This is a genomic window from Mesorhizobium sp. P3_A9 (assembly GCF_056402975.1).
Genome location: NZ_JBFUGJ010000219.1, coordinates 1 through 10,319 on the forward strand (window position 1 = coordinate 1; position 10,319 = coordinate 10,319).

At 60.1% G+C, this 10,319-nt stretch carries 14 protein-coding genes and 1 pseudogene; 3 read left to right on the forward strand and 12 right to left on the reverse strand.

The window, feature by feature from the left end; translation table 11 throughout:
* From AC1DX0_RS24175 to AC1DX0_RS24200, 6 genes and pseudogenes are all read right to left on the reverse strand, one after another.
* On the reverse strand, positions 1-951 hold a 951-nt coding region (locus tag AC1DX0_RS24175), incomplete at its 3' end, for a beta family protein (RefSeq protein ID WP_477357092.1).
* Between the two features lie 53 nt (positions 952-1,004).
* Positions 1,005-2,207, reverse strand: coding sequence for an XRE family transcriptional regulator (locus AC1DX0_RS24180; protein ID WP_477357087.1), 1,203 nt, complete (start codon positions 2,205-2,207; stop codon positions 1,005-1,007).
* 155 nt (positions 2,208-2,362) lie between these two features.
* Positions 2,363-2,755, reverse strand: coding sequence for a RidA family protein (locus tag AC1DX0_RS24185; protein ID WP_477223492.1), 393 nt, complete (start codon positions 2,753-2,755; stop codon positions 2,363-2,365).
* A gap of 192 nt (positions 2,756-2,947) precedes the next feature.
* Positions 2,948-3,586 carry a hypothetical protein gene (locus AC1DX0_RS24190; RefSeq protein WP_477223493.1) on the reverse strand — a complete coding sequence of 213 codons (639 nt, stop codon included), beginning with the start codon at positions 3,584-3,586 and terminating at the stop codon, positions 2,948-2,950.
* Between the two features lie 129 nt (positions 3,587-3,715).
* A pseudogene (locus AC1DX0_RS24195) lies at positions 3,716-3,931 on the reverse strand (RidA family protein); the annotation flags it as partial.
* Positions 3,932-4,654 (reverse strand): winged helix-turn-helix transcriptional regulator, encoded by a 723-nt coding sequence (locus AC1DX0_RS24200; RefSeq protein WP_477357088.1) that lies wholly within the window; start codon positions 4,652-4,654, stop codon positions 3,932-3,934. It abuts the pseudogene before it with no gap.
* Positions 4,655-4,818: 164 nt separating this feature from the next.
* Between AC1DX0_RS24200 and AC1DX0_RS24205 the strand changes: the two genes are divergently transcribed.
* Positions 4,819-5,448 carry an MSMEG_1061 family FMN-dependent PPOX-type flavoprotein gene (locus tag AC1DX0_RS24205; RefSeq protein WP_477223495.1) on the forward strand — a complete coding sequence of 210 codons (630 nt, stop codon included), beginning with the start codon at positions 4,819-4,821 and terminating at the stop codon, positions 5,446-5,448.
* A 9-nt stretch (positions 5,449-5,457) separates the two neighbouring features.
* Here the strand turns inward: AC1DX0_RS24205 and AC1DX0_RS24210 are convergent, their stop codons facing one another.
* From AC1DX0_RS24210 to AC1DX0_RS24220, 3 genes are all read right to left on the reverse strand, one after another.
* Entirely contained in the window at positions 5,458-5,850 is a 393-nt protein-coding gene (locus AC1DX0_RS24210; protein WP_027044169.1) for a RidA family protein, read from the reverse strand.
* 268 nt (positions 5,851-6,118) lie between these two features.
* Positions 6,119-6,583, reverse strand: a complete 465-nt coding sequence (locus tag AC1DX0_RS24215) for a cupin domain-containing protein (protein WP_477223496.1) — start codon at positions 6,581-6,583, stop codon at positions 6,119-6,121.
* Between the two features lie 352 nt (positions 6,584-6,935).
* Positions 6,936-7,358, reverse strand: a complete 423-nt coding sequence (locus AC1DX0_RS24220; RefSeq protein WP_477223497.1) for a pyridoxamine 5'-phosphate oxidase family protein — start codon at positions 7,356-7,358, stop codon at positions 6,936-6,938.
* A gap of 106 nt (positions 7,359-7,464) precedes the next feature.
* On the opposite strand from AC1DX0_RS24220, the gene AC1DX0_RS24225 reads away from it, so the two are divergent.
* Positions 7,465-7,683, forward strand: a complete 219-nt coding sequence (locus AC1DX0_RS24225; RefSeq protein WP_477223498.1) for a hypervirulence associated TUDOR domain-containing protein — start codon at positions 7,465-7,467, stop codon at positions 7,681-7,683.
* A gap of 12 nt (positions 7,684-7,695) precedes the next feature.
* Here AC1DX0_RS24225 and AC1DX0_RS24230 read toward each other — a convergent pair whose 3' ends face one another.
* Positions 7,696-8,439 (reverse strand): DUF899 family protein, encoded by a 744-nt coding sequence (locus AC1DX0_RS24230; protein ID WP_477223499.1) that lies wholly within the window; start codon positions 8,437-8,439, stop codon positions 7,696-7,698.
* Between the two features lie 178 nt (positions 8,440-8,617).
* Between AC1DX0_RS24230 and AC1DX0_RS24235 the strand changes: the two genes are divergently transcribed.
* Entirely contained in the window at positions 8,618-8,956 is a 339-nt protein-coding gene (locus AC1DX0_RS24235; RefSeq protein ID WP_477223500.1) for a hypothetical protein, read from the forward strand.
* Between the two features lie 20 nt (positions 8,957-8,976).
* On the opposite strand, the gene AC1DX0_RS24240 is transcribed toward AC1DX0_RS24235, so the two are convergent.
* Both AC1DX0_RS24240 and AC1DX0_RS24245 read right to left on the reverse strand, forming a co-directional pair.
* Positions 8,977-9,465: a GNAT family N-acetyltransferase gene (locus AC1DX0_RS24240; protein ID WP_477223501.1), complete on the reverse strand. Its 489-nt coding sequence runs from the start codon at positions 9,463-9,465 to the stop codon at positions 8,977-8,979.
* 5 nt (positions 9,466-9,470) lie between these two features.
* Positions 9,471-10,319: transglycosylase SLT domain-containing protein (locus AC1DX0_RS24245; RefSeq protein WP_477357090.1), on the reverse strand; the 849-nt coding region annotated here is incomplete at its 5' end.

Consider the following 10,319-nt stretch of genomic DNA (forward strand, 5'->3'; position numbering starts at 1 on the left):
ATCGGAGACCTTCTTGATGAAGGCATCTCCAAACGAATACGCAGGCCCACTATATTCAGGATGATCCACAATATTCTTCGCTGCGGCGCGGATCGCTGCAAAGCTCATCTTTGCAATTGATCCGCCCTTCGAAACGAGTCCGCCCTTATCAAGCGTATATCTGAAATGTGCGCTGGCCCGCGCATGTTGAGGGTTGCGTAAGAAGTTAGGATTTTCGATTCCGTAGTCAGCGTAAACCACTCGCCTCGGTAAATCGGAACGGCTCATGAGCGCGCGATACAATTCCCATTCTCCGCGCTCAATCGACTTTGTTAAGTTGAATCCAATTTTTGCTATCTGCGTGGAAAACGTTCCAACCGTAATATAAACATGCGCCCAATCCTGAAGGTAAGGCACAGCTGCTATCTGAAACGAAAGTGCCTCCGCAACGTCCTCTGGTTTTTCAATTTCGAACTCGCCAAGGTCGATGCAAAGCATAGCATCCTTGGCAGAGATCCCGACACCCCCAAGAACTGTATCGACCTTTTCCCCTAACCTGGCGTCTTCCAGATCACCGAGGGCAAGCTTGAGAACAATCCCAGATTGATTTCGCCTTACAATTTCTCGGACAGCCACGGTCAACGCACCGCTCGGCTCGACGGTAATTGCGGGTATAATGCAACAACCTAGAAGGCGTGCCCGCTCGGCGAACTCTCTAATAGGATGAGGTGAAGCTGTCTTAAATTCTTCATCTTCATCGAAGCGATGGCTATCAATTACTGCAGGCCGCTTCCGAAGGTGCTTTGACAGTCGATCCGCAAATTTCGACTGACATTCATCGAGAGAAAGCTTGCGCTTATCCTCATGATCCCAGTCGTTTGGCATTGGCAATGATAGATGGGGAAGCATGTCGTCCAAATCCCGAGAGCGAAGGCGGGATAGGCCGACGTACTCTCCGAATTTAAACTTCATCCTGTAAACGAACAACAATCTGCGCTGCAGTTTTATCACCGAGGTTGTCTCCGTTAAAAACCAAACTGCCTTCGAACACTACCTTGCCCAACAAGTTCATTGAAAATACTAAAATCGTTTCGTTCTCTGCGAATCCTACCTGCTACAACGGCGGGAGATAATCCATTTGCCGCTGCAAACGATCTAACAGCATCGGATGATTTGGCAAAACGGACTAGGGAGGTTTTCCACTTCTCGTCCGCGATCAACGTACTTCTTGCAAAATTGTCAGCTTCCGACTCTTTTCCTTTTTCACCGCCAGTTTCATCGCTGTCAAAGAAAGCGACTACGTCGTCGAACTGCGTATGCAAAACAAGATGCCCAAGCTCATGCATCAAAACAAACCAAAAATTATCTAGTCTATCAAATCTTAGTGTAAGCCCGACTACCGGTGTGTCGCCATCCAATATCGTGGCCGCGCCATCCAAATGGGTTTTTTCCAAATGCGGCTCAATAACTACAATTACTCCAATGCTTAAAAGATATTCAACTGCTCGACGGGGGCCGTCATCAAACTTCGACAGATCCACGAGCCGTCGCACCCAATCCAAGTCTAACGAGAAGAAATCGCCCTTTAAGTTCTTCTTTTTTACGCGTGCGACCTCGCAGATCCGAGCGTGCCAGGCAAGAAGCGCTTGGCTGTCGACCGAGGAATTCGCCCTCACGACTTGCCGGTGGAGAAAATTGTTCCAATTCTCGCCGATACTCTGAACCACGTACCTTTGCGCTGCAGCTTCAACATTTTCAGATTCGCCAGCATCAAGTCGAATCCATTGTCGCCGTAACATCTCCTTGTGAGGTAATTTATTCAACTCTACTGGATCTCTGCTGGATAACTCAACCAGGTCCGTTTCAAGAGTTGCCTCGATTTTCATACTCACGTTCAGAACGTGGAATAAGTCATACAACCTACGAAGACTAATCGTGGCGTAATTTTCCGCCTCGTACCGCTGGATTTGCTGCTCCTTGAGCCCCAGCAATTCCGCAAACTGGCGCTGTGTTAAACCCCGAGCCAACCTCGAGCGCTTCAGTATGTCCGGCAAGCCCTCGATCTGTGTCGCATTAAAGGTCTTAATCTCGCCCGATCGAATGCCAGCATACACAGACACATCCGACCGCAAGCGATTCAGGGTTTCACGGAGGCTTTTTTTACGAAGCTCTATTGTGGACAATTCGATGCCAGTTCGAAGCGCATCCCAACCGTCGAGCGCTTTCAAGCTCGCTGCCGCACGTTCTATTCGTGCATTTAATAAACTGGCTTGTCGGTCATTGTCGGGAATCATGCCTTAGGCTGACACAACAAATTCGTTGCGTCAATGCTGATGGCAGGGAGAACTACGTTCCTGTCCCGCGAATGCCCGGGCTCCGAACCTCACCCGACCGCCACACACTCAATCTCGATATCAAACTCCATCGGCCAAGACGCCACCGGCACAAACGTCCGCGATGGCGCGTTTTCGGGGAAATGCCTGGCATAGACCCGGTTGATGGCGGTGTAGAAGCCGGAATTGACGGCGTAGATGCGCACCATCACGACATTGTCCATCGAGGTGCCGGCCGCCTCCAGACAGTGTTTCAGCGCCCTCAGCGACGCTTCAGTCTGCACCTCGATGTCGCCCTTGACCAGCTTGCCGGTCGTAAGATCGAGCGGTGGTGTGCCGGAGACGAAGACCAGCCCGGCGGCCTTGGTCACCAACGACAACGGCACGCCGAGCGCGCGCACCGCCGCCGACAGCACCGGCACTTCGACGATTTCCTTGGTCATGACGATCTCCCTGTGGTTGCCGCGAGCTTATCGCGCTCCAGGCTGAACGCCAGCGTTCGGCATTGTCGTCCGCAAGTCATCGTCCAATGGAGCAGCGTGTCGCCGCGAAGCGGGGCTGGTTGGAGCGGTCAGCTTGTCCGCTTAGGCAGAGCCCAGACACGACTGCTCGGTGCGCCGCCATGCGAACCGCGTTCAGCGCGATCTGCGACCGAAGGTCGGCGTTGCATTCGGTCTTGCGAAGGAGCCGGCCGGCGCGACGCTGGGTTGCCTTGCCTCGCGCTGTTGGGTTCGGGCGACCGCGCGGCTGATCATTTGATCGGCTGCCTGGACGTCAAACTCGCTGTCCGTATTGCGTTTGGCGGAACTGCGCGAGAACGCCCCTCTCAGGCGAGGGTATTTCAGCAGCACCGCACCCAGGCCGAAAAGCCCGATCACGCACCATGTTCCGATGACCATCATCTGGCTGCCGAAAGACCGCTTTGGCGCATCCGCTTCCGAAATGCCGAGAAATGGCAAAAGCTCGCGGATTTTGTCCTGTTTCAATTCCACGTAGCGCTGGGATGTCTTGAAGTATCCGACCCACTCGCCGCCGCCGAACATGCCGAATTTATAGCCAAGATCGAAATGCTCGCCCTCATCGGCAAAGGAAGCCGGCAGATCGTGAACGAAACGCACGTCTTCGACGCCGATTGGAACAGGACTCACCGTTTCGTTTGAGCTGTGCGCTCCAGGGATCGGAAACACCCGAAACCGCATTTTTCGGGCCTCGGCATCACCAGCAAAGAACATCGAGCAGAGTGCTGCCAGCGTAAATGCCGCCACGAGCTTCATATCTTCCCCCGGATCAACAACCCAGACAAACACATCTGTCGAATACGCGTGAAAACAGTATTTCTCGTTTTTGCAGACCCTAAAATTTTAGGGAACGACCAGAATACATCTCAATGCGAGAAGAAAAGGTCACGCCACCGCCACACATTCGATCTCGATATCGAACTCCACCGGCCATGACCCCACCGGCACAAAACTGCGCGCCGGCGGGTTGGTGGAAAAATACTTGGCCTAGACCCGGTTGATGGCGTTGTAGAAGCCGGCGGCGTAGATACGCACCATCACCACATTGTCGAGCGAGGTCCCCGCCGCCTCCAGGCAATGTTTCAGCGCCTTCAGCGACGCCTAACCGGTCGCCCTTAGCACACGCAGTTCCGCCGGGCGTTTTGGGATCGTGCCGAGCGAACCGAGGCCGAGCCAGTCAGCCACGTTGGACGTGAACTTGCGGGGACCATCGATCTGGATTTCGCCGCTGGCGATTGCACCGGAAAGGCCCTGCGAACCGATCCATATGCGCACCATCGTCTTGAGCGGCGCTTCGATCTGCACATCGACCTCGAAGCCCGGGTCGATGTAGCAGAGGTCGACATCCCTGCGTTCGAACACCAGCCAATGCAGCCRCTTGCCTTCCGGCGCATCGGGAAAATGGAAACGCACGACGAAACGGTCGGGCAGGCTGGGCAAGCGGCGGACATTGCGCCTTATGTCCCACATCAGGAAATCGGTATCGACATCGGCGAGCGACGGCTCGACCTCGATCCATTCCTGTCCCCAGGTCGCGATGGCGCGCACCACCCCGCCGAGAGCCATGCCCGCCTGCGTCAGCCGGTAGACGACCGGCTTGCCGGCGCCCTCACTGCCTCGGGAGACGAGCCCGTAGGCTTCGAACTCCTTCAGCCTCTGCGCCAGTATGGTGCGCGATATCAGCGGCACGCCACGCCGGATCTCGTTGAACCCGGTCGATCCTTCGAGCAGCTGGCGCAGAACCAGCACGGTCCAGCGATTGCACAGGATTTCCGCCGCCATCGACAGCGGACAGTACTGACCGTAGCCGTTGTGCTCCTGCATCTCGAACCGCTTCGCCCCGCGAAAACTGGCTACAGATTGTATAGGCCCCTGCAAGCCGCGCTACCAGTCCGGTTTCCGGACTAGTTTGGCTTCACCGCCGGTGCCAGCATCGACCCCGAATTCGCGACGCCAGCAGTTGCGGCGATCAAGGGAGGGTTCGAACCATGACACAGGCTGACCCGGACATTCTGACAACCATCGCCCAGCTACGCGACATCGTCGGCCCGGTGGGCGAGAAGGTGGCGAACAAGACGATCGACCACATCGACGGGATCTGCGCGACCTTCATTTCCATGTCGCCATACCTCGTCATGGCGACGAGGGGTCAGGACGGTCTGCTCGATCAATCACCCAAGGGGGATCCGGCCGGTTTTGTCGAGGTGCTGGACCACAAGACGATTGCCATTCCCGACCGTCTCGGCAACGGCCGCTTCGACAGCTACGAGAACCTGCTCGCGGACCCGTCGATTGCCTTGATATTCCTCATTCCGGGCCATACCGACACGCTTCGTGTCGCCGGCGAAGGCCGCATCAGCCGCGCCCCCGAACTGCTCGCCCGCTATCCGGTGCACGGAAAGGAACCGCGCTTCGTTCTGCTGGTCACGGTGCGCCAGGCCTTCCTGCATTGCTCCAAGAGCACCGTGCGGGCCGGCCTGTGGCGCAAGGAAACCTGGCCCGACTCGTCCTGTGTTCCCTCGCTTGCGCAAGCAATGGTCGCCCATGGCAAGCTGGCACTCGGTGTTGCCGAGATGCAGGAGATCATCGACAGGGACGGCAAGAACCGGCTCTATTGAAGCGAGTGGTCACGCGACCGCCACACACTCGATCTCGATATCGAACTCCATTGGCCATGACGCCACCGGCACAAAACTGCGCGCCGGCGGGTTGGTGGAGAAATACTTGGCGTAGACCCGGTTGATGGCGTTGTAGAAGCCGGAATTGACGGCGTAGATGCGCACCATCACCACATTGTCGAGCGAGGTGCCGGCTGCCTCCAGGCAATGTTTCAGCGCCTTCAGCGATGCCTCTGTCTGCGTTTCGATATCGCCGCGCACCATCTCGCCGGTCACCATGTCCACCGGTGGCGTCGCCGATATGAACACGAAGCCATTGGCCCTCACCGCCGTCGAGCAGGGCAGGCCGAGCGCCCGCACCTTGGCCGACATGACCGGCACTTCGATGACTTCTTTTTTCATGGTGATGCTCCCTGGGGTTGGCAGGCTGGCGCCAAGGCCCCCTCACCCAGCCTCCGCTTCGCTCGGCTTCCGGGCGAGCCGCTTGTCTCGCCGTCCTTCGGACCCCCGAGGGGAGAGGAGACTATGAGCGCCAGCGCTTCCCTCTTCTCCCCTCGGGGAGAAGGTGGCCGCGAAGCGGTCGGATGAGGGGGCCTTGGCGCCAACCTGTAATTGCCGGGAGCTTATCCCGACGCTGGCAGAACGCCAGCGCCGAACCATGGTCCAGCGCTCACCCCTGCCCCGGATACGGCGTGCCATCCCTATGCAAAAACCGCCCATCCGAGCTTGGGCTCATCATGTCGATGTCGGAGCACGTGATGACATCGTCCGGATTGCGCGAGCCGACCTCCAGGTAGCGCGCGGTAACCGACGACCGGTTGATCATGTGGTGGCCGTTGCCGCTGTTTTTGGCGAAGGCAGCACTATCGCCTGCCTTGAGCAGCGTCTCGCCGCCATCCTCGACCAGCGTCAACTCGCCTTCCAGCACATAGACGAACTCGTCCTCATGGCTGTGCCAGTGGCGCTGGCTGGACCAGCCTCCGGGCGGGAGCGTCATCAGGTTGACGCCGAAATCGGTGAGCCCGCCGGCATCGCCGAGGCGCTGGCGGGTGCGGGTGGCGCAAGGGACGTCGAAGGGCGCGGGGTAGCCGGAGCCCTTGCGGATGGGGACGGCTGAGAGGTCGATCTTGGGCATGGCGTGCTCCCTGATTCCATGGTGGCAGTCTAAATCAGGTAAGGCGTGGGCACAGAGCCACCTTGCGGCAGCAGGTTTGCCAGGGGCTGGCGGAAGCATCCACCGTAGCGCTCTACGGCGCCCCCCTCTGTCCTGCCCGACATCTCCCCCACAGGTGGGGAGATTGGCGGCTTTGTCGCTGGCGCTTTTCTCTTCAATAATGAAAATTAGCGAAGGCCGAGATGACGGCTAATCTCCCCCCAAGTGGGGGAGATGTCCGGCAGGACAGAGGGGGGGCCGTAGAGTGCCGACCCCGACCACCTCGCCCTCGAACTCACCGCTGCCACAGCGCGTGGGAGCAGGCAAAAAAACCTCACGACTGCAGTGTCACCTCACCTTCGTCCTCTCCGTCCCAATAGTGGGCGCGCGTGGCCTCGACCTTGATCATGGCCAGCCCGGGCGTGTCGGTGCCCTGCTCGAACCATTCGTCGATATCCTCGTTCCAGTGTTCCTCGAACGCCGCCTTGTCGCGGATGATCTCGGCCTTGCCCGCGACGGAGACCCAGAAGCCGTCATCGCCCTTGAACGCCAGCGACACATTGGCGTCGCGCTCGATCTCGGCCACCACTTCCGACTTCTCCCAGGTGAAGTAGTAGGAGGAACCGTCGTAATCGACGTCCTGGTTGTTGCTCATCGGCCGGCCGGCAATGGCGCCACCCTCGGAATGGGTGGACAGCATGGCGACATCGATGTCTCGCATTTTTTCGGCAATCTCGGCAAGGCTGCGTTCGGTCATAGCGTGCTCCTGTCAAAGGGGTTGGCTAGGGCAACGTCCGATCCGCGCTTTGGTTCTCAGGAACTGTTGGCGGCGTTGGAACATTCCTCCGGCGGAGGATCGAGAGATGCAGAAGCTGCGCAAGGGAACACGCGTTACCTGGGAATGGGGTGCGCATACCGCCAAAGGAAAGGTGATCGAGAGCTTCACCAACGACGTGACGCGCACCATCAAGGGCACGGAGGTGGTGCGCAAGGCGAGCACGGAAGAACCCGCCTATCTCATCGAGCAGGCCGATGGCGACCACGTGCTGAAAAGCCACTCAGAACTGAAGCGCAAAGGCTGAAGGGCGGGTTGCCTAGTGGCAGCAGGCCTCGCCATACTGCAGCTGCTCCCTCCAATCCGGCCGCCCCTCCGGGGTAAAATCCATCAGGTTCCACAGGATCTCGCAGGTGCCGATGGCGCGCGGGTCCTGGCCGGGGTCGGTCGGCGCGAAGCCGAGTTCGGATGACCAGAAATGCCTGATGCCGTCACCATCGCGGTGGAACACCGACAGCAGCGGCATCTGCGCACCGTCCGCCGTCTCCGCATTGTAGTCGCGCTTGAAGCTGTTGGCGGCCGACGACACCAGCCGCATGTTCTTCCAGCCATGGTCGCGGCCGAGCGTGACCAGGTTTTCCAACCCGGTCTTGGCCACCACCGCAAAATTGAAGCCGGCGGCTTCGAGATGGCCGACGGCGCCGTCGAACTGGTCGAGCAGCGCCGTGCAGGACGGGCACGGCTGGTCCGGCCGGGCGAGCCTGGCCGTGCCGCCGCTCGCCGCCACGGCGCGCGTCTCCTGCGGATGGCGCGGAAACATCATGTTGTAGAGGATGAGCGAATCCTTGCCCGGCGCGAACAGCTCCGACAGTTTTGTCTTCGCCGGCTTGCCGCCGGCATCGAGCGCATCGAAGACATAGTCCTGGCGGATCAGCCCGCCCGGCGGTAGCGCGCGCCGCGCCTCGGCCACCGCCTCCATGGCGCGGCGCAGTTCGATTTCCTTCTTCAGCAGTTTTTCGCGGGCGGTGCGGTACTTCGCGGATTCGTTGGGAAAGGTGATCATGATCGGCTCCCTGGGTGCGCCGGCGTCCCGGCGCGGTTGTTCTACGACCCAAGGACGTTTGGCGGCGATCGGTCCCGACATTTTTGCGGATAGCGACGAGCGATATCTTGCCAAGGAACCTCTCAGGCTTTTCAGCATTCTCGCGGCAGGCTAAGGCCAACTGGCCGGGGGAACAAAAATGCACGAAGACGACGAGATCGACCTGCGCTGCCCGCAAGTGGTGGCCGACAATGCCGCCAAAGGCTTGAGGTTGCGCAGAGAGTTCGGCCGTGGCGGCACCGAGATTGGCGTGGCGCGAGCGACGGAATTGAAGAACCGCGAGAAGCTCGCGCCGTCGACCATCCGCCGCATGGTCAGCTACTTCGCCCGCCACGAAGTCGACAAGCGCGGGAAAAATTACGGCAATGAGGCAAACCCGTCAGCCGGCCACATCGCCTGGCTCTTATGGGGCGGCGATGAAGGCCGCGCCTGGGCGCTGGAGCTCAAGCAGAAGATCGGCAACGCGCCGGATATCTGAACGTCCGGACGCGCCGCCCTTCAGCTGTACCAATCAACCTCGAACATGCCGAGCCGTTGGTAGAGCCTGACAGCGGCGGGATTCTCGACGGTATTGGTCTTCAGGTCGACACGGTCAGCGCCCCGTTCACGAAAACTGGCAAAAGCGTGCCACATCAGCGCCTCGCCGATGCCCTTGCCGCGCGCCTCGGGATGAACGGCGAGGTCCTTGACGAAGGCGGAAGTCCAGCACAGTGCAGCAGCCGCCAGCCGGCCCTTGGCGTCGATGACGAGGAAACACAGCGCCGGGTCGAATTCGGGATCACCTGATATGCGCGGCCACCATTCATCGAACGGGCCGTCGGTGCCGTCGTCGAACACCTCGCTCAGCAGCGCATGCAGAGGCGGCGCGTCGCCGGGCTCGAAGCTGCGCATGGCAAAACCATCCGGCCAATGCGGTGCAACCAGCGTCTCGTCGAGGATCTTGCGCAGCCGGATGTCGTTSAGSGCCGGCGGGCGCGGTTCGGGCATCGCGCTCAGGCGTCGGGCTGCAGGCGGYGSCGCKWRCGGTCGMCGCCRAGGCCGGTCGCCTCGAGCAGGCCCTTGCGCTTGGCGTCGAAATAATAGCCGGTCTGGTAGAGCCAGTCGGCCTTCTTGGCGTTGCCGTCCGATACCAGCCAGGCGCCACGCAGATATTTGACCGCGTATTTGAGGTTGGTCTCGGCATCGAACAGGCCCTTGGCCGGTCCGTCATAGCCCATGCCGCGTGCCGTTGCGTGCTTGATCTGCATCAGCCCCCAATGGCCATTGTTGTAGGCCTTCGGATTGAAGGTGCTCTCGCGGTTGACGACATGGCGCACCAGATCGACCGGCACCTGGTAGAGGGCGGCGTATTTGACGATCAGCCGGTCGACGTCACCGCGCATGCCGGTGTGCTCTTCCGGAGCGGCAGGGCTGAGCGGCGCGGACGGAAACTGCACCAGGGCGGCCGGGTTCTGCGGCACGACATAGGCGACTTGCTGCACGCCAGGCAGTTTCTGCCCGCTGCTGGCGACTGCCGGCACGATGAGTCCGGCGGTGGTGTATGTCTGGGCCGTCTTGACCGGCTGGCCGGCCTTGCTCGGCGGCGGCGCCTGCCAGGCATTGGCGGCCATCACGGCGGGCACGGCCGGCGCTGTCGGCGTCGCCCCGGCAAAGGCCGCGGTCGCGGCAATCGGCTGGGCGGCGGCGTCGAGCGGCACGGCAGTCGGACCAGGTGTCAGTTCGGCAGTCTGGACGGGGGCAATGCCCGAGGATTCCGGCAGCACCGAAACCGTTTCCGGCAGCGGTATGGTGAAGCCGGCGTCGCTGCCGGCAACGGTCGCGGTTTCGGCCAAGGCAGGTGC

What these genes read in the sequence shown, in the direction of transcription:
- AC1DX0_RS24210 (WP_027044169.1), bottom strand. Translation starts at nt 5,850, where the DNA reads ATGAAAAAAGAAGTCATCGAAGTGCCGGTCATGTCGGCCAAGGTGCGG.
- AC1DX0_RS24225 (WP_477223498.1), top strand. Translation starts at nt 7,465, where the DNA reads ATGCAGAAGCTGCGCAAGGGAACACGCGTTACCTGGGAATGGGGTGCG.
- AC1DX0_RS24235 (WP_477223500.1), top strand. Translation starts at nt 8,618, where the DNA reads ATGCACGAAGACGACGAGATCGACCTGCGCTGCCCGCAAGTGGTGGCC.
- AC1DX0_RS24185 (WP_477223492.1), bottom strand. Translation starts at nt 2,755, where the DNA reads ATGACCAAGGAAATCGTCGAAGTGCCGGTGCTGTCGGCGGCGGTGCGC.
- AC1DX0_RS24215 (WP_477223496.1), bottom strand. Translation starts at nt 6,583, where the DNA reads ATGCCCAAGATCGACCTCTCAGCCGTCCCCATCCGCAAGGGCTCCGGC.
- AC1DX0_RS24190 (WP_477223493.1), bottom strand. Translation starts at nt 3,586, where the DNA reads ATGAAGCTCGTGGCGGCATTTACGCTGGCAGCACTCTGCTCGATGTTC.
- AC1DX0_RS24230 (WP_477223499.1), bottom strand. Translation starts at nt 8,439, where the DNA reads ATGATCACCTTTCCCAACGAATCCGCGAAGTACCGCACCGCCCGCGAA.
- AC1DX0_RS24220 (WP_477223497.1), bottom strand. Translation starts at nt 7,358, where the DNA reads ATGACCGAACGCAGCCTTGCCGAGATTGCCGAAAAAATGCGAGACATC.
- AC1DX0_RS24205 (WP_477223495.1), top strand. Translation starts at nt 4,819, where the DNA reads ATGACACAGGCTGACCCGGACATTCTGACAACCATCGCCCAGCTACGC.